The following is an 18,723-nucleotide window of genomic DNA, read 5'->3' as shown; positions in this document are numbered from 1 at the left end:
CAGTTCCAAGGGTAAATGTCTGTTGATACAGTAATGAAACCAGCAGATCAATAGAAATCCCGCAACATATAAACCAGCGGTCATCCCATGAAGCCAGCCGGATGATTTCTGGAAATGCGGCTTAGGGGAACAGAGATTTATCGCGCCCGACACCGCAAGGGCAAAACTGGTTGCCAGAAGGGCGGTAAGGACTATCTTGCCTCCGGTTGTAAAATATTCAAGGGGAAGAAGGGTGAATGGGTCAGTCATTCATCTTTGCCTGATCGCAACCGTTTGGAGCCAGAATTCGCAAAGCAATGGCCAGAACCAGAATTATCAGGACATTTACCCCGAGTTCCGCAAGAACCGGCCAGAGTTCATGCCATTGAATAGCTGTATTGCCGATTCGGCTGATCATGGAATGCTCCGCCTCAATAAGCAGGATGCGCCGGATTGAGGATATGATCCCGATATAAAGAAAGGGGTTGAGGATGAATGGCTTTCTCTGGAGGAAACGAATAATCGGCCAGAGAAGTTCCATTATGATCAAGACCAGAAGGACGTCGTTTAAAACATGCAGTACTGAACTGATATCCGGATGCAGCAGGTTGGGAAGGGTTTTAACAAGGACCAACGCGGCGCAGACCAGAAGAGTTGCCGCGACGATGAAATGCATGATGTCATCGCCGATGATCAGAATTTTTCTCAGTGATCTGACGTTGACTCTTGGTTGGTCTTCTTTCATGATCTCACCAGAAAAAGAGTTTTTTACTCTTTTGTCCATTTTTCGAGGGCGCTGACGATCTTTTCAGCCTGATCCTTGCTTGAAATATTAAACTTTGACTGCTGGCTGTATTCGTTGTTCATCTTGCGGTATCGTCTGATGGTGAAGCGGTCTGGTCCGAAATCCTCCTTTTTTTTGTCCCATTGCTGATAGCGGAAGATCAGGGTGGCCCAGGCGCCTTTGGAGAGAATCACCTTGTCAATCTCCTTGACCAGTTGTATTCCGTCCTCTTCGTAATCTACGCTTAATTCATTGACATCGGAAGCCATGATTTTTCTCCTTGGATTAATTGAGTACGAGGTATCCATTATTATAGTGCGTGGATTATTTTGTTGATGCTTATACCATAAACTGTTCTGTATAAAAAGAGGCTTTACGATTCTATACACAGCGACACAAGTTTGATCAAGCCTGGAGGGATGTGTTCTCACTGCGGTTGGTCGGCTCTCCAGCCCGGTCAGTCCTGTTCTGCGACTCTCCTTGTTCGTTCCTGGCTTCAACAAGCGTTTCGGAGCTGTTTTGTGGTGTATAAGTTGTTGACCTGGAATCAATTTTTATGGTATTTCTCACAGTATTGTCGGTCTCGTAAATATGCGAGCTCTGCGAGACTCCGAAAGCACGAGTGTTGATCGTCGGCTGTTTTGTTGGCCGACACCGACGCGGAGTCCGCTTCTAACTTTTTGAAATCATTGGGCGTTATAGCAGTATTGGACTTTTTGCGATTCATACGTATGATTACCTGAAAAGTCTCACAAGCATCAAGCGGGTCTAATAATATCAGCTGGTTGTCGGATTAATTTTGTCCGGAATTTTGTTCTTTGTTATTCCGGCGAGACGATAAACAACATAACAAGAAATATAGAGTTGAGGAATTTCATGGGAGAGGAAGTCCAGCACCGTAGAAAATATAAACGAGTCTTTTACTCGGTTCAGGATAAAATGGTCGGTTTTTTTTCCTGTCCGAGTCAGGGAGATAAAGGCATAGTTGCCAATGTGATGAATATGAGCGTCGGTGGTTTGCATTTCACTTTGAAACGGGATGACAATATTAAACTCAAGGTAGGCGACCATCTTATTCTTACCAAAATAGTGGGCAACGCGCCGATTCAGCTCGTGGTGAATATAGAGACAAAAATCAAATGGGTTCTTGATCATCACCTGATGAAACATATTGGCTACGGATGTGAATTCATGGATCTGCCCGATATAGTCAAGGAACAGATTGTTGATTTTGTTGATACAGAGTGGGTGAGCAGTTCTCTGAATAATGAAGCGGTTCAGAATTAACTGCAGTGACAAGTGAATCGTGACGAGTGACAAGACAGGGGTGAATGGGGCCTGTGGATTTGCTGCATCCAACTTTACCGGACTCGTGAAAAACACTCGTCTGATGCGTATTCGTCTTATAAATTATTGGAATTATCGCCTTTTATAAGATTATCAATTTTAACCAACTGAGGTCAGATCCAATGAAAAAAAATATCCGCCAGGAAAGAGGAGTTGCCGTAATCCCGTTTTTTCTTCTGTTCGTTTTGCTTACCGCATCAGGATGCGTCAGTACATCCAAATATGATGCCCTTGAAGAACAGTTCAACTCATCCCAGCAGGAAAAGGCAACACTTGAAAAAAGTAATGAAGACCTTTCCGAGTCCCTCAAGAAGGAGCAGAAAGACAATTATCAACTTAAGTCATCTAATAAAGATTATAAGAATGAAATAGCCGAACTTGAAAAACAGACCCAGGAACTTGAACGGCAGAAAAGACAACAGAAAGAAGAGATGGACAGCATGGTTGTCGCCCTTGAAGAAAAGGTCAATACCAACGAGGCGAAAATAGTTGTGATGGAAGGTGCCTTGAAAATGGACCTTCTTGAAAGATTGTTTTTCAAAAAAGGTTCCGCAGAAGTTTCAAAGGCCGGCAGGGATCTGCTCAGACGTATCGCTCCGGTTTTGAAAAATGCCGTGGATCAGGAAATACTGGTCATCGGTCATGCTGATCCTCTGCCGCCAAGTGACAGGATTTCCGACAAATATCCCTCAAACTGGGAACTGTCCGCGGCCCGCGCCACTGAAGTTGTGCGGATTCTTCAATGGGGCTATGGCATCAGCCCTGATCGTCTCGTTGCCCAGGGTGTGGCCCATTATCGACCGCTTCAATTGGGTAACGGCAAGGATCCGGTACAGAAGGAAAGGGCGGTTGAGATTCACCTGAAGGCCAGGAATAAATAGTGATGAGTGCTGAGAGCTGAGTGAGGAGAGGCAACGGGAATGGGTGGACTTTTTTTCACCTTTCATCTTTGTAGCTTATTACCCCTTGCCAAGAGTAATTACCATATCGTTTTTACTTGACTTTGAATCCCTGTTTCCTTTAGCCAAGTGGTAGGGGAACATATTTTCCGCTATCTGATTCAGGCAGTTTTTATCGGAGAGGAGCAGTTCCTCGATACTATAAACGAACGGCATTACTATTTATAACATCAAGAAGGAAGATCAGGATATGACCAGTGTTAATCCAAATTTGATCACATGCATTGTTCAGCGCGGCGAAGCGGACAAGGTTGTCAAGGCTGCCCAGGAGGCCGGTGCCGAAGGCGCGACGATTTATTACGGGCGCGGTACCGGTATCCGGGAAGCTCTTGGTTTCAGGGGGAGATTTATAAAACCTGAAAAGGAAATAATTCTGATTGTCGTCAAGGGCGAGCAGACCGATCAGGTTTTTGAAGCAGTGGTCAAGGCGGCGCGTCTTGAGAAGAAAGGCAAGGGTTTTGCTTTCCTGCACAGCATCGACCGAGCGGTTGGTTTTCTTGAGCCTGAAAATTTATAGCGAAGCGCTTCCCCGGCAGCGCGAAGTTATCGCTTATCTGCTGCGTGAAGCTTCAACCGCTGATATTCTTGTATGGAAGGATTCAGCACTTCCTCGAATCCAGGATACAGTTTAAAATCATCACAGGCTCCAGGTTTTCAGCAGCTGATAAACTGATTCTAATTTGTGCACAAAACCTGCTCACTTCATAATATAACAGGATTGATTAAACCATAATTAACCAGAAAAGTTGAATACCCCATGTTTCTCCATATAATCATCATAATTTCTGTCTGGTCCTGTGGTAAGTATCTGGCCCAGGTTGATTTTTTATCTTACTACGCAAAGTACATTGCATTGCTTCCGGGCAATGAACACCTCTTTCTTGCTTACGGCAGCGCCGCGGCATTTTTTTTAGTAATGATCGCCTTTATGATGCGGGCCGTGGGTGTATATGCCCTGTTGCATCTCGTGAGCAGGTTCTTTTTTGAGATCAGTCAGTTTATTATCTGTCTCCTGTCGCTGGTTGCAATTTATTTCTGGGTCACGGCCCATGTCAATGTCTTTAAAGATTTGGGGCTGTTAGTGTTTGTCCCTCTGGAATTGATTCTTGCGTCGGTCTATTGCCTCAATATTTATGATTTCAATTATCCGGTCATGAGTAAACTCATAAATAATATCATGTTGCTTTTAGTGTCAGGCGCCTTGATATTCCTCTCCGATCTCCTCGGGCTTTTTGCACCGCCCGTGGAAGCGCAACAGCCAGTAATTCTTCAAAAAACATCGTAATTATTATTCTTTTCTTTGAATTTAATTGAATATGCATTAAATTCAAAAATTCTGTCAATTATGATTGATATGTCGAGGTAGAGTGATTTTGCTATCAGCTATCAGCCATCAATCTGAACAACCATTTTGAGGTAGGGATAGATGAACGAGAAGTCTCTGTGGAAAGTTTTTAAGCCGCTTATTGTAATCGCCTTCGTATTGCTGCTTCAGCCTTTCGGAGTTTCAGCCGCAGAGCAGGAATCACCCAGAGAAGGCGAAGACCTTTTGCTCTATTTTTCCGAATTCGATCTTGTTGAAGCCACCACCCGTGCCCCAAAGCCGGTCTGGCAGATTCCTGAAAATGTATCCATCATCACTGCCAAGCAGATTAAAGACATGAACGCCCACACCATCGATGATGTGTTGCGAAGGGTTGCTGGAATATCATCCGATGATTTACGGGATGACTTTATTGGTGTTAGCCCCACGATCCAGGGTTCTGAGCAGAGGCATATGACCGTGTTGCTGGACGGTATGCGCTGGAGTATTCCTAGTAGCGGCACCACAATGGGCACAATACCTGTTGAAATCGTAAAACGTATTGAAATCATCAAGGGGCCAGCCTCTTCCACCTGGGGTTCCGCTCTGGGCGGGATCATCAACATCATCACCAAGGATGCAGGGACATCTCGTTCACCTTCGGGGAACATCTCCTGGTCCGAAGGCAGCGCCAACACCTCGGACACCCGGGCAACAATGTCCGGCAAGGGCGGTAATGTAAGTTATTACGCCTATGCAGGCGCCAAGGAAACCGACGGACTCAATAATAATCGCTATTATACTGAACAGACCTTTTTAGGCAAAATGAATATCGACATGGGAAGCGACATGTCCCTTAAATTGACCGCAGGCTATGGCGAAAACTATGAAAATTATGGCAACCTGGAGTACTCTTTTCTTATTTCACACGGTATTATGCGTACTGATTATGTGAATGCCAATTTTGATGCCAGGCTCACAGACAATCTTATGCTCAATGTCCTGCTCTATTCCCTGAACAAAAAAGGTGTTCAAAATAATGATGAAAACGGCGTATATGGGCCGGTTGGCGATCTTTATTTTAATGGTATTTTTGACAGTCATTCCCATGGCGGCAGCGCCATTTTCAATCTGGATACAGGTTATCTGGGAACCATGGTCATGGGAGCTGATATCATCCACAGCGAAATGGACTTTACTGCTGAGTCTGGTGATTATCTGCAATCTGAGGACGGCGGCGGCGCGGATCCCGTAGATGAATTCTCACCAACACGCGACGAGGTAGGCGTGTATATTAATGATACTATTGTGATGGGGGATTTTGCACTGACCCCTGGCATCCGCTATGACCACGCTTCAGTATTCGGCGGTTTTGCCAGTCCAAGTATTGGTCTCACCTACAGCCTGAGTAAAACCGTTTTCCGCGCCTCCTGTTCACGGGGGTTTTCAAGCCCCAATCTTTTGGAAACTTCAAGCGGCTCGCTTTTTGCTGACCCGAATCCGGACCTGAAGCCTGAAAAGGTAACATCCTACCAGGTGGGTTTTGAATCATCTGATCCCGGCTTTGTCTGGATTAAAACAACCCTGTTTCAACATGATTTAAGGAATGCCCTGGACTATATAAATTCCCCGACCAATCCAGACAATTACATGGCGGTAAATTCAGGAAAGGCCAGACGTCAGGGCTTTGAAGTCGAGCTTGAAACCATGCAGTATTATAATTTATCTGTGCGGGCAAGTTTTGATCTGGTCAATGTTGAAGATTATGAAGACGGCAAAAATAAGGAAGAATACGGCTCGGATATTGCTCTCCGCTATGTGAAAGACGATATTTTTTCTGCACAGTTTTTAGGGAACTACCGGTGGTATGAGGAGGGCCTGTTTGCAATTCCATATAGCTGCGATGATATGATCTGGGATTTCATGTTGAACTCCAAAGGAATTTTCGGCAAATGGCAGGATGTGGATTTCTTTTTCTCCGTGCATAACATCGCCAATGGAACAAGTACCACTACTTTTGATTATGTTGATCCGGGCCGCTGGTTCGAAGGTGGCATCCGTTTTAATTATTGATACCCTTGAAATTCTCATAATTAATCAATTGAGCGCGCGGATACTTGATATCATGCGCGTTTTTTTGTGGAAAAAAATGGATAGAAGTTTGATTTCCTATCGAATACTGTGATATTATCGTAATTAACGATCATAATCATTCAATCTTTAGTTGGCAGACCCAAGCGCTGGGTTTGTCTTGTTGGATAGAGAGGGCTTTTTAGGTAAAGAGCATCAACGTCAACAGGAGGGAGTAGTTATGAAAAAAGCAATCGTACTGAATAAGGGAATCAAATTGAAAGAAATCGTGCTAAACATGGCTTGCTGTAAAGCAGGTACCGCGACAGCATCAGCAAGATAAACATATCACCATAACCGGTTTAAAGGGGGCGGATACCGCTCCCTTTTTTTATGCGCTTTTTATGGGCATTCGAAGAAGTCACGAAAAGATTTGAGCGTGCATGCGACAAATGTAATTAAAACCAGCATGGCGGCATATGCCAGGAAAATTATATCCATCCTGGGTTGAAATCCGGCGACATCCAAGAACCATAAATTAAAGTTGCATTCGGGCGTACGTGATGATAATATTTATGCGTACGCTACCATTAACAAGTGAGGTGGAATATGCCGCTTACAGCTTCAGCCCTGCGAGGCAACATCTATAAACTCCTTGATCAGGTATTGGAATCCGGTCAACCACTGACCATCGAAAGAAAAGGGAAACTCCTGCAGATAGTTTCAACGGGGAAAATTTCCAAGTTGAAAAAGCTTGTCAAACATTCATGTTTAAAGGGGGATCCTGAGTCAATTGTCCACCTCGATTGGTCTGAGGAGTGGCGCAATGATCTACCTTGATACCCATGTTGTTGTCTGGCTTTATGCCGGGGAGACGGGGTTGTTTCCGGAAAAGGTTAAGGACGCCATAGAGGAAAACGATTTATTGATTTCACCGATAGTGCTCCTTGAGCTCCAATACCTCAACGAAATCGGCAGACTGAACGTACCTCCGACTTTAATCTTTGAAAACCTGGCAAGCTGCATTGGTCTGAAGTCCTGTGATTTATCCTTGATGCAGCTCATTTCTGAAGCAATCCTCCAGACTTGGACAAGAGATCCTTTTGATCGGATGATCACTGCCGCCGCTGTCGCCAGAAACGTCCATTTAATTACAAAAGATCAACTTATTCTGGAAAAGTATCCCAAAGCTCTCTGGGGATAGGTAAGGCATAGTGATGAGTGCTGTGTTAAGAGTGTAAAGATGGTAGTGATTTCTCCATGTCCCCAGATTTTTAAACCAACAAAAAGGAGTTTCATGAAGCTCTCTCGCTACCTCAAAATCTGGCCCTATCCCCAGGAACCCGGATATTCTCTGTTGTACTCCACCAAGCGGGCATCTCTTGTCCTGCTTCCTGATGAAGAAATTAAGGCATTACAAAACGGCAAGTCAATTGGAGATAACCAACAAACCCTGATTGAACTGGAAATGCTGGTTGCCGATCTTGATGATGAGCGTGATGAAGTTTTCTCAATGATGGATGAGATCAACCGGATCAACCCCAATCTATCAGTCACCATCATCCTCGGTATGGAGTGTAATTTTGCCTGCACTTATTGCTATGAAGGCTCGCAGAAAGGCAAGGCCGCAATAAGCGATGAAACAGCCGACCGGATAATTGAATTTGTCAAAAATCGTTTTACCGCTGACAAGTTGAAACTCACCCTTGATTTCTACGGCGGCGAGCCATTGATCTATCAGAGCCGAATCAAGTATTTTGCATCAAAGCTCAAACCCTTTGTGGAGGCGCGGGGCGGCGAATTCAACTTCACTCTGGTGACCAACGGCTCCCTGCTAACCAGAAAGACCGCGGAAGAATTAGCGCGATACGGCCTCACCAATGCCAAGATCACCGTGGACGGCCCGTCTGATAATCATAACAAATTCCGACCCTTTAAAAACGGCGCAGCAAGCTTTGATATAATCCTCAACAATATCAGCCAATCCTGGGACCTGGTGAAAATCACTCTGGGCGGCAATTTCACCAGGGAAAATTATCAAGATTTCCCGCAGCTCCTCGATCATCTTGAGGGAATGGCTGTCGGCCCCAAACAACTGCATCAGGTGAATTTCAACCCGGTGATGCAGGTGAACGACGAATTTGCCGGACCGGAATGCCACGGCGGTTGCGAATCAATCAACGAGCCCTGGCTGGTTGAGGCCTCAACCGTTTTAAATGCCGATGCGATTGCCAGGGGATTTGCCAGCCCCAAGGTTAGTCCCTCGCCATGCATGGTGGATGTGAATGACGCCTTTGTGGTGCATTATGACGGGGTGATCTATAAATGCCCTTCCCTCATTGGCCACGATCAATTTGCAGTGGGGGATATTGAACACGGAGTCGGAGATTACCGGCACAGCCATAATCTGGATTCCTGGAAAAAACAGGATGAATGCACTGATTGCCAATACCTGCCGCTGTGTTTCGGCGGCTGCCGGTATTATAAATTCCAGCGCGACGGTCATCTGAATGGCGTTGATTGCCAGCGTCCCTATTGGGATGCAGCCCTTGAAACCCTTGTGAAACAGGGAATAGGACAGTGCTGAGTGCTGAGAGTTGAGTTATGAGTGGGGGAGGCGATTGATAAAAAAAGGGGACGCCGAGATGGCGCCCCCTTTTTTATTGGGGAGGAGGTAATACAACTTTTTAATTATTCAACCAGAACTCCTTCGGAGTATTTCACTGTGGTCACCACCGGCATAGTGCCCATGCCGTGAGCAGTGTAATCCGGAACATCGGTTGTAAGGTTTATGGCATCCGCCTGGGTGACATCCGGCAGAGTCAGGCCGGTTGTGTCGCCAACAACTGCCAGGAAGACACTGGTATCAAGCGGTTTAAGGTAGAAGCCGTTTGTACCGTCGGTTACTTCTTGGCCGGCAGGGATATTGATGATCTTGTCAGCAAGATCAGTAGTCATTTCCCAGTCGTTCTGCTGTAAGGCCTGATGCATATCAGGCAAGCCGTGCAGCCAGCCGTCATACTGCAGCATCAGGGTCTTGGTGACACTGGCGCCGTTGGTAGCATCGAATGCGTTCAGCATGATAGGATCGGAAAGGATTACATAGTTGCCGCTGATATCCTTCAGATACTGCTGCTGTCCCCAGCCGCCGTTAGCCGCGTATTCCCAGTTGAATTCAACAGGCCTGTCGGTTTCGCCGCCGGTGGGGAATCCCCATTCATCAACAGTAACTGCAGCTCCGAGAGCGTCAACCGGAAAGTCGTCAGTGGTTCCAGCAACGGTATCCGTGCCATTATTCCAGCCCTGGAGTCCCCAGGCACCTTGTGAATAAACTGTTGTTACTGCACTTTCATCGACACTCGTGGTGTTGATATCATCAGTGAGGAATTTAACCAGGAGATAATTAGGGTCAGCCGCAGCGGTTACAAGTGCATATCTCATATTCGGATCCCAGGGGGTCCTGAGATAGTCAACTGCGTCCGGGATGATATCCGTGCAGTCGGTGGCAGTGCAGTTTGCCGGATTTGCTGTGGTCTGTACTTCAAGAAATGCTTCATAGTCATCAGCAGTACTGCCGACATTGGCTTTACGTTTGATGACATAGTTGACACCGTTGCTGTTCATGTAGTATTCGCGGCCCATATCAGGAGTGAATGGAGAGTTTGTTCCGGTGAAAACAGGCTTCCAGTTGCGGGTATCGAATTCCTGCAGTTCTTTCTGCACCCAGCCGGTGGTTGTATCTGCGTGTGGAAAACCGACATAGGCGATATAGATGGAGCCGCCGATACTGACCCACAACTGGTCGTTGGTGGATGGAGTATAAGGAACTGCCGGGTCTTTAGCCTGCAGGCCGTTTTGACCCTGTTGTGCTTCAAAGAAACCAGGAGATGAATACCCTGATGGCGGGTTGACTACGGTGCTGTCAATGTAAACATAATCTTTTTGAAGAGAGTTTATGTTATCCCAACGGCCGATACCGACCCATTTACGGTCTTCAGGGCCGACAATGAGTTCGCCATTTGGTGTATAGGTGGTCATCGATTTAGGATTATTGTCAAATCCCATGCAGGTCGGCCCGGAAAAATCGATCCAGCCGTCGGCGCATTTCTGCCAGTTGGCGCCGTCAAAGAACAAGTCAAAACGCTTATCAATCCAGGTTTCTACTGGAACATTCTTGATGTCGTCAAGGGTCGCATCAACGTAAGTACGTTTAGTGAAAGAGCCTAATAATGGATCGGCAATAGTGTAGGTTTCAGCAGCACCTGAACCCCATGATTCTTTGGTTACTTGCTGGTCGGCTGCGAAACCGCCATCCTCACTGCCCCAGAGCTGATGGCGTCCCTGCCATGCACCGTAATAAGCATAGTATCTGCCGCCATCATTATCACTTGTGTACACTACCGGGAAGCCAAAGTTATAATGCTTCATGACGTTGTCGCCGGAAACGATGGCTTTTCCGGTTGGGCCGGTGCCGGTGGCATTTTCATCATAGAACAGGCCGTAGCGATGGGTCATGTCATAGGTAAGGCTACGATCTTTATAAATAATTGCAGCGCTTTCTTTCTGAACACCCAGGTAATCGGTGTTGTATGCATATTTTGCTGTGGCGTTGGTGGGGGTGCAGGGCCATTCCGTACAGGAATCATAATCGGTATAAAGGACCTTGCCGTATCCAACGGTGCCGGCGCGATAAAGAACGCCTTTCATGGTGTGTTCATCGCCGGGGCCGAAATTTTCATATTCATTGACTCTCAGGATGGAGCCGCCGTTTGGGTTGGGCTCTGCGGATGCAACAAAGAAGTTTGATGCATCATCTGAAAACGAAACATTCAATTCCCAGGTTCCGAGATCAAGTATTTCTCCATCGGCACTCAGGGTCGCCGCAGCATAAATCTTCATTTCCGCTTTGATGGTTTTTGAAACGGTGGGGTTCATGCGGTCAACTTCTTCGATCCAGCAAAGGACCCTGTTGACATCCTGACCGTCCACAACGATCATCCGCGAGTCAACAACCCAGGGTTCCAGTTTTTTGATTTCTATCCCTTGATTTTCGTCGGTCATCGCAACCATTGCTTTATATGGGCCGTTGTTGATGTTTGTTGGGTCAGAGTAGTTAGTTTGAGCTACGGCATTCAAGACTTCCTCGATGATCTCAAACTGGTCGATGGTGGGTTCTTTAATATATTTTGCGCCCTTTGCATTGGCATAATCAGAGGTAGCGGGAAGGGCTGCGACTGCAGAGGAAAGATTGCGCAGCGCTGTATATAGGGAAGATGATGGCGTGGAGCTTGCCGGAACCGCTGAAACTTCAGAGGGCAGAGTCAATCCTGAAGTCTGGCTGGATAAGGTTTCACCGTCCGTATTGGTTGCACCAGCGGTTGGGGGGGTGTCGCCGCCACCGCCGCACCCGTAAAGGGCGAGAGAGCCTGCCAGTACAAAAACCGAACTTAGTCCTATAAATCTGTTCGCTTTCTTCTTCATGTCTTACCTCCGGTTTTTATTGTTTTTGCGGGTAAAGATTGTGTGTATCGGAAATTTCATTATCTGAATGACACCCTTCTATTAAGCAAATACAGTGCCAGGATAGAATTTGAATTTTTAATCAAGTAATATCAGGTGGATGCGAAATATTGGTTTAGCCGAAATCAAGGATTTGCAGGTATCCCTTCCAATAACCTCAAAAAAGTGTTCAATATACAACAGTTTTGCGATTCGGGTCTCTGGCAGGGTTCATTAACATCCTGAAATTATGTTTAAAAAGTTAAATTTGATTGTGTTCAATAAAGACCACTTTGGGCAAGAAATGGCATTATTCAGTGAATAATGAATAGTGAGGAGTGAGTAGTGAGGTGTAAGGAGTGAGGGAATGTGTGAGTTAATGGCCGAAATTCAGACTGAAGGCTTAATAGGCTATAGCCTGTAAACCACAGTCAAAACTACCTGGGCAGTTAACTGCAAATGATTATTATGACCGCAGTTCAGGGTCTGATGATTTTGTATTTCTTCATTTTGCTGTACAGCGTGCCTCTGGCGATATCCAGATCCTCAGCAGCCCGTTTAAGATTCCAATTCGAGGTTTCAAGGACTGAACGGATGAGTTGCGACTCAGCGTGCGGCAGGGATTTGGAGTTGAGAGTCAATGAAAATTCTTTAATTTTATTACGGGTGGTTAGCTGGGGCGGGAGGTATTCGGGGGTGATTTTGTTTTTTTTGCAAAAAATTATGGCGTTTTCAAGGATGTTTGCCAGTTCCCTGACATTGCCCGGCCAGTCATGAGCTATGAGCATGTCCAGTGCATCTTTTGCTATCCCGGTGGTTTTCGTCGAATCATGTGATTTTATAAGTTTATTGAGGAAATGAAACGCCAGCAGGGGGATGTCCGATTTCCGTTCCCGAAGTGGTGGGAGTTGCAGTGCAACTACGTTAATTCTGTAGAACAGGTCCTCGCGGAATAACTTTTCCTGTACTGCCTGTTCGAGGTTTTTGTTTGTCGCGCAGATCACCCTTGTATCGACTTTGATTGTTTTGGTGCCGCCGACCCGGTGAAAAGTCCCTAACTCAAGTACTCGTAAAAGGGATAACTGCGTGTGTACGGATATATCACCGATTTCATCAAGAAATATCGTCCCGCCGTGGGCAAGTTCGAAATGGCCTTTTTTCTGGATGACCGCTCCGGTAAATGCGCCTTTTTCATGACCGAACAATTCACTGTTAATCAGGGTGTCGGTGAGCGCGGAACAGTTGACCTTGATAAAGGGTTTGTCTTTGCGCTTGCTTTCAAAATGGATCGCCTCTGCGACCAGTTCCTTGCCTGTACCGGATTCACCGGTGAGGAGCACAGTGGAATTTGTTGCTGCAACATCCTTGATCATCTGGAAGACCTTGAGCATTTTGATGTCTTGGCCGATGATATTCTGAAAGCGGAATTTTTTTCTCCTGTCCTCGCCTTTGAACAACAAAGCCTGGAAATTCCTTTTTTTCTCGGCCATTCGTGAGAGAATCATCCGGATTATGTCGGAATCAAAAGGCTTGATGACGTAATCATTTGCCCCGGCCTTCATCGCCCGGATTGCTTCATCGGAACCACCGTAAGCGGTGGCCATAACAACAAAAATATCCGGATATTTGTTTTTTATTTTCTGGAGCAGGGCGAAACCGTCCATGCGAGGCATTTTAATATCGGTAATCACCGTGTCGGCATGAAAATGCATTAATTTCTGCATGGCATTTTCACCGTCTGAAGCTGTTTCTATGAGGTATTCGTCATCGACAAATGATCTGACAAAAGAATTCCGGTATGATTGTTCGTCATCGACAAAGAGAATTTTGGTTTTTTGCATGTGAGCACTCATTTTTTTAAGAAAAACAGCATGATACAATGTGGTATAGTCAATAAGATAAAATACTACCATACTATAGCGGGTTATAGAGATATAAGGAAATAAAATCTCTTTTTTTGCAGGAAATTTCGAAGAAGTGTTTAAGTCAATGCAAAAAGTGTTTATTTGAATCTGTATTTGACCCCGACCATGGAGCTGAAAGATTCCCAGTTGACCTCGTTTAATCGATAAGTAACATTAGCGCCTGAACTCATATGAAAAGTATGGGTGCCGTTTTCCATCTGCCATTTGCTGTAATTAAGAGCAAGATTGAGCGACCACTTTTTGCCGAAGATATATTTGCCGCCCAGATTTAAAACTATGCCGCTTCCTTCATCTGCATTGTGTTCAAAACTATTCGGGTGCTTAAGATCATTCCGTAAGTTCCAGTTGGCTTCTGCATAATATTTGACTGAATGGAGTTCCAGGCTTCCGGTAAGAGCCAGTTTGTTAATGGGCATGAATTCGATTTCCGCGCCGGTCCACAATCCGTACCACTGGCTATTGTAAGAACTGTCAAGGCCACTGAAGGAACCTGTGGCGGGAATGGTTTGATCGCCGTCGGTCATTGTGAGGTTCTGTTCATGATAGGACCAGCCGAAAAGAGGGGAGATATGGAATCGTTTGGGTGATGGCCGAAAGGTGAATCCGAGGCCAAACTGAGTGTCAAAGACCGAGCCGTCATCACTTGAATTGTTGGAGCGCGAAAATTCCTGGGCGCGGTCATTTCCGTTATAATCAGAATCCTGATTCATCCCGTCAACAATCAAGCCAGAACTGATATAGCCGCGGTAGGTCGCAGAAAAAGGCAGCCGGCCCATTTTGTGGGTGATTCGGCCTGCCGCTCGCAATTGATAACTTTCAATGTCTTCCCAGGTGAGTTCGGAACGGATGTTCGGGGTGGTATTACCGGTTCTATCGGATGCATGATTCCAGTCGAGTTGGTCAACCCGGTATCCCGTTTCCAGGGTTAAACTTATTTCTTCAAGACGAGAGGTGCGAGTTTTTGCTGATTTACCAGGTAGTGGTTTTTGTATCTGAATTTCTTCAGTGCCGGATGCATCAGCATTATGCGGAGGTAAATAAAAGAAAATAAGGCAAGTAAGGATGAACAGGGAAAGTGGGGTGTTTTTGTACATGGCAGAACAAACTCCATTAATTCTGGTTTGTCGGGATGGAGAGTAGCCTGTAACGGCATAGTTTTTCCAGCCTATAACAACAGGGCGGTTGGTGTCAATTTATTTGAAATAGCGCTTCCTGTATTCCGGATACACAGAATCAATTAACTCGGATATTTCAAGAGCCAGGCAGGTTGAAGATTCAGATAAATCCTGACGCCGTGGTTCAAAGCATTTCGCCATGCTCAATTGTATGCGAATTGAGTTTAAGCCCGGGAGATTCGGCATGATCGGTTGGTGATCTGTCCGCGTTAAAGCTCATAGAGCGTTTCATCCCTTCGTGGTTCAGCGTTGCGATTCCGAGTGGTGCCTTTATTCGCAAACATGGCCGCTGGATCAAAGTCATCGCCAAAAAGATTTCCCATGTCCTGCTCGATTTGTTCCGGGTTTTCTCCTGATTCAAGCCGGGCAAGGGCTTCTTCCATCTGACCGCCCATGTCAAGCCCGGTTTTCTGGGAGAATTTCCTGATGAGATTAGCCATTTGTCTGGGGTCTTCGGCGTTGATATTGCCGGCTTCCATGGCCAGTTCGCCAAGGACGCTTTCCATTTTTGATTCGTCAATATTTGCAAGCATTCCATCCTCAGGATTTTTTGCCTTGCCGATGGTTGCAAATGAGGAAAGATATTTTTTCAGGTTTTTCATGCCGCAGGCAGGGCATTCCGGTTTTTTTTCGGTATTGACCCGGGAAGAAAAAAAGTTGAAAATCGTGTGGCAATTTCTGCAATAAAATTCATAGATCGGCATAGATTACTCAGTTCCTTTTCCAGTAAGAATTTTTCGTTTTCTGCGGGCCAACTCTCTCATATCCATGGTCTTGTCGGATTCGTCCATGATTTCACGCCCGACAATTTCTTCAATAATATCCTCAAGACTGATAACTCCGGTAAAACCGCCGTATTCATCAACGACTGCGAAAAGATGCTGATGATACTCGAAAAAATCCAGGAGCACAGCAGTCAGGGGGGCGTATTCCGGCACAAAGTGCACAGGGTTCATGACATCTGTGAGTTTTAAGTGCTCAAAATCTTCGGCAACCTTCTGGAGGACATCCTTTCTCAATGCTATGCCGACAATATCATCGGGGTCTTTGTCATAGAGCGGCACTCGGCTGTGAAGTTCCCATTGGTCCTGATGTTCCAGGGCTTCGGCCAGGGTCAGATGTTCGCTTAGGGTGAAGGAAACCGTGCGGGGAGTCATTGCCTGCCTGACCGTCTTTTCTTTAAGGCTCAAGACATTCTTGATGACTTTTTCTTCCTGAAAATCAATTTCGCCGGATTTGCGGCTGAGCCTGGCGATGGCAAGGACTTCCGCCGCCGAGATCAGGGTTTCCTTATCCTTGCCAGGTATCAGTCTGGTGACAATCTGACAAAGCCAGGTAAAAGGCGCAAGAATGATGACCATCCAGTGAATCGGGATTGCAACCCAAGGTGCCAGGGCTTGATGATAAATAACCCCTGCGGTTTTGGGAAGAATTTCAGAAAAGAGAAGGATTACAAGGGTAAATGCTGCAGAAAACAAGCCGAGATATGCATCACCGAACACCACTGTCGCCGATGCTCCTGCAACAGCTGCTCCCATGGTGTTGGCAATGGTATTCAGCGTGAGTATGGCGGTTATCGGTTTCTGAATATCCTTTTTCAGGCTCTGCATGATGCGTCCCGAGATTTTGCCGGAATGTGACATAATTTCCACTTGAGCGGGAGATATGGAAAATAGAACGGCTTCACAGATGCTGCAAAAGCCGGAAATCAGCACGGCACAAAGAATCGCAATTACAAGTTGGGTAATCAAGGTTTCCTCCCGGAAAGCTGGTAGTCTGTCGGGGAATTCTGCATCTGTTCTTCGTAACGATCTTTTTTTCCGACAGACTCCCAGGGTATAATTTTTTGGGGATGTTATACCATTTTTTTTGGTTATGGCCTGCAAAAGGTTTTATTCTGCATAACTTTGATCTTTGGGATGTTTGGTGTCCCGCATGGAGAATAGGCTTCATTAGTATTGGGTTCCCGTGAAGGATGCTGTGGTTATGTCCGTGCATTCCGTGGAGACAAGTTTGCTATGGAAAAGTGATCTCCAGGGCCCGTAAATAGATGAAAAATCAATTTAATTAATAAGTTAGGATGCTGGTATATTTTGATGTCATAATAAATGTACTGGGAAAAAGTTAAAAAAATTAGTATAAAAAGTATATTTTTTTGATAAGGAAATTTCAAATTATTGTCGGTCTCGGTGATAAGCGCGAGTATCAAGACTTCAAGGTAAGCGAGGTCTGCGAGACTCCGAAAGCACGAGTATTTATCCTCGGTTGTTGTTTTTTTGGGAATAAACAGCCCTGAACCTTAATCACAAACTTCTTTTATCTGATGCCGAGAAAGATCTATACCTTTTTTGTTGTGGACACCGACCCTGTTGCTCTGGAGCAATTCAGACAGCTATTCGAACAGCTTTCTCATTTTGTCTATTGTTGCGCTTCGATTAAAGAGGCAAAAAAAATAATGGGTGGGGTTGCGCCTGATTTTGTTATTGTAAATCTTAAGATTGAAGGCGAATCCGCAACCGATTTTCTGTATCATGTAAAAGAAAAATTTCCCTACACCATCCGTTTTGTTTATGCCAACGATGATAACACAAATGAGCTTATGAAGCTTGTGGCTTCAGGGTTTGCTCATCGTTACCTGTGTTTTCCCTGGGAAAAGAATGGCATCGCCGAAATACTTAAAAGGGATTTGCAGACCCGTTCACGTCTTCAGCGAAACAAATGCTGGAAATTTCTTGAAGCTGGTGGAAATCTTCCGGTTCTTCCTGCGGTTGTCACAGATATCGAAGCACTGCTTCGTGATCCTGATTTCACCACCGAGGACCTTGCCGCAGCAATTGAAAAAGATCCGGTAATCTCCTCGAAACTCTTACAGGTTGTCAACTCTGCAGCTTTTGCTAAAAAATCATCAATCGGCGATCTGCAGCATGCCATAACTTTTTTGGGCATTACTCAGATAAAAGAAATAGTTCTGTATATCGCCGTCCTGAAATCCTTCAAACTTTCCGAACAGTGCCAGGTATATGTCGAAGATATAGGTGAACACAGCTTTCTCTGCAGTAAACTTGCAGCAGGCATTGCTCGGGAAATCGCCCCTGAGTTGGTGAAGGATGTGGCAACAGCTGCACTCCTTCATGATATCGGCAAATTGATATTTTTTGCTACGGCTTGTGGAATGTATAAGGATTTTATTGACGGACGGGAGACCTTTGACTTTCCGTCATCTGATTTTGAGTCGGAGCTTTTCGGTATTTCTCACGCCGAGCTCGGCAGTTCGATAATGCTCTGGTGGAATCTGCCCATGGCCATTGTGGAAACAGCGGCAAATCATAATCTGCCGATTAAAGAACTCTCTGGCGTGCCTTTAATTGTCAGTATTGCTGACCGGTGCCTGCTGGAAGCAACTCCCTGGCTCAAGATCGAGACGGATATTACTCTTCTTGCCGATGATTTTCCTGTCGATAAATGGCGGCAGGCAGCGCAAGACATGATTGAGGGAATCGAAGTTGAGAATTTCTGAAAAAGATGCCAGCCAATTCAACCCTTTTTGATCCAATCAAACGCCTTACCCTCGAGTTAAATTAATAGGCTTTCCTTTTTGCCCTTTTCATTTTACATTTCAGGCATTGTTTTTGTTTTTGTCGTAAAGTCTTAACGAATCCCTCCCATGAGGGGAGAGGATCAA

The 18,723-nt window shown here is 45.6% G+C and carries 17 protein-coding genes; 9 read left to right on the top strand and 8 right to left on the bottom strand.

The window, feature by feature from the left end:
• The 3 genes from KKE17_04565 to KKE17_04555 all read right to left on the bottom strand — a co-directional run.
• On the bottom strand, window positions 1-249 hold a 249-nt coding region (locus KKE17_04565), incomplete at its 3' end, for a hypothetical protein (GenBank protein ID MBU1709260.1).
• A complete protein-coding gene (locus KKE17_04560; GenBank protein MBU1709259.1) occupies window positions 242-724 on the bottom strand; it encodes a hypothetical protein in 483 nt (160 codons plus the stop codon). The genes KKE17_04560 and KKE17_04565, both read right to left, overlap by 8 nt.
• Window positions 725-747: 23 nt before the next feature.
• Window positions 748-1,032: a hypothetical protein gene (locus KKE17_04555; GenBank protein ID MBU1709258.1), complete on the bottom strand. Its 285-nt coding sequence runs from the start codon at window positions 1,030-1,032 to the stop codon at window positions 748-750.
• A 607-nt stretch (window positions 1,033-1,639) separates the two neighbouring features.
• Here KKE17_04555 and KKE17_04550 point away from each other — a divergent pair.
• The 8 genes from KKE17_04550 (at window position 1,640) to gptM (ending at window position 9,029) form a co-directional block, all read left to right on the top strand.
• Window positions 1,640-2,050, top strand: coding sequence for a PilZ domain-containing protein (locus tag KKE17_04550; GenBank protein ID MBU1709257.1), 411 nt, complete (start codon window positions 1,640-1,642; stop codon window positions 2,048-2,050).
• 182 nt (window positions 2,051-2,232) lie between these two features.
• Window positions 2,233-2,991, top strand: coding sequence for an OmpA family protein (locus KKE17_04545; protein MBU1709256.1), 759 nt, complete (start codon window positions 2,233-2,235; stop codon window positions 2,989-2,991).
• 268 nt (window positions 2,992-3,259) lie between these two features.
• Window positions 3,260-3,586, top strand: a complete 327-nt coding sequence (locus tag KKE17_04540) for a P-II family nitrogen regulator (protein ID MBU1709255.1) — start codon at window positions 3,260-3,262, stop codon at window positions 3,584-3,586.
• Between the two features lie 240 nt (window positions 3,587-3,826).
• Window positions 3,827-4,354 carry a hypothetical protein gene (locus KKE17_04535; GenBank protein ID MBU1709254.1) on the top strand — a complete coding sequence of 176 codons (528 nt, stop codon included), beginning with the start codon at window positions 3,827-3,829 and terminating at the stop codon, window positions 4,352-4,354.
• Between the two features lie 141 nt (window positions 4,355-4,495).
• Complete coding sequence (locus tag KKE17_04530; GenBank protein MBU1709253.1) at window positions 4,496-6,445, top strand: TonB-dependent receptor; 1,950 nt, start codon at window positions 4,496-4,498, stop codon at window positions 6,443-6,445.
• Window positions 6,446-7,051: 606 nt separating this feature from the next.
• Complete coding sequence (locus KKE17_04525) at window positions 7,052-7,282, top strand: type II toxin-antitoxin system Phd/YefM family antitoxin (GenBank protein MBU1709252.1); 231 nt, start codon at window positions 7,052-7,054, stop codon at window positions 7,280-7,282.
• A complete protein-coding gene (locus tag KKE17_04520; protein ID MBU1709251.1) occupies window positions 7,269-7,646 on the top strand; it encodes a PIN domain-containing protein in 378 nt (125 codons plus the stop codon). The genes KKE17_04525 and KKE17_04520 overlap by 14 nt, the downstream gene beginning before the upstream one ends.
• A gap of 93 nt (window positions 7,647-7,739) precedes the next feature.
• The gene (gene gptM, locus KKE17_04515; GenBank protein ID MBU1709250.1) at window positions 7,740-9,029 is read left to right on the top strand and encodes a geopeptide radical SAM maturase; all 1,290 of its coding nucleotides are present in this window, start codon (window positions 7,740-7,742) and stop codon (window positions 9,027-9,029) included.
• 104 nt (window positions 9,030-9,133) lie between these two features.
• Here the strand turns inward: gptM and KKE17_04510 are convergent, their stop codons facing one another.
• The 5 genes from KKE17_04510 to KKE17_04490 all read right to left on the bottom strand — a co-directional run bounded on the left by KKE17_04510 (window position 9,134) and on the right by KKE17_04490 (window position 16,792).
• Window positions 9,134-11,923 carry a hypothetical protein gene (locus KKE17_04510; GenBank protein MBU1709249.1) on the bottom strand — a complete coding sequence of 930 codons (2,790 nt, stop codon included), beginning with the start codon at window positions 11,921-11,923 and terminating at the stop codon, window positions 9,134-9,136.
• 497 nt (window positions 11,924-12,420) lie between these two features.
• Window positions 12,421-13,782, bottom strand: coding sequence for a sigma-54 dependent transcriptional regulator (locus tag KKE17_04505; GenBank protein ID MBU1709248.1), 1,362 nt, complete (start codon window positions 13,780-13,782; stop codon window positions 12,421-12,423).
• A gap of 161 nt (window positions 13,783-13,943) precedes the next feature.
• Entirely contained in the window at window positions 13,944-14,960 is a 1,017-nt protein-coding gene (locus KKE17_04500; protein ID MBU1709247.1) for a hypothetical protein, read from the bottom strand.
• A 290-nt stretch (window positions 14,961-15,250) separates the two neighbouring features.
• Window positions 15,251-15,745: a zinc ribbon domain-containing protein gene (locus KKE17_04495; protein MBU1709246.1), complete on the bottom strand. Its 495-nt coding sequence runs from the start codon at window positions 15,743-15,745 to the stop codon at window positions 15,251-15,253.
• 3 nt (window positions 15,746-15,748) lie between these two features.
• On the bottom strand, window positions 15,749-16,792 hold the full coding sequence (locus tag KKE17_04490) for a hemolysin family protein (GenBank protein ID MBU1709245.1): 1,044 nt from the start codon (window positions 16,790-16,792) through the stop codon (window positions 15,749-15,751).
• A gap of 572 nt (window positions 16,793-17,364) precedes the next feature.
• Between KKE17_04490 and KKE17_04485 the strand changes: the two genes are divergently transcribed.
• Window positions 17,365-18,558, top strand: coding sequence for an HDOD domain-containing protein (locus KKE17_04485; protein MBU1709244.1), 1,194 nt, complete (start codon window positions 17,365-17,367; stop codon window positions 18,556-18,558).
• Window positions 18,559-18,723 lie beyond the last annotated feature (165 nt).

Source organism: Pseudomonadota bacterium (assembly GCA_018823135.1).
Taxonomy (GTDB): Bacteria; Desulfobacterota; Desulfobulbia; order Desulfobulbales; family CALZHT01; genus JAHJJF01.
The sequence above is the reverse complement of the archived record's forward strand: the minus strand, read 5'-3'. Positions and strand labels throughout refer to the sequence as shown.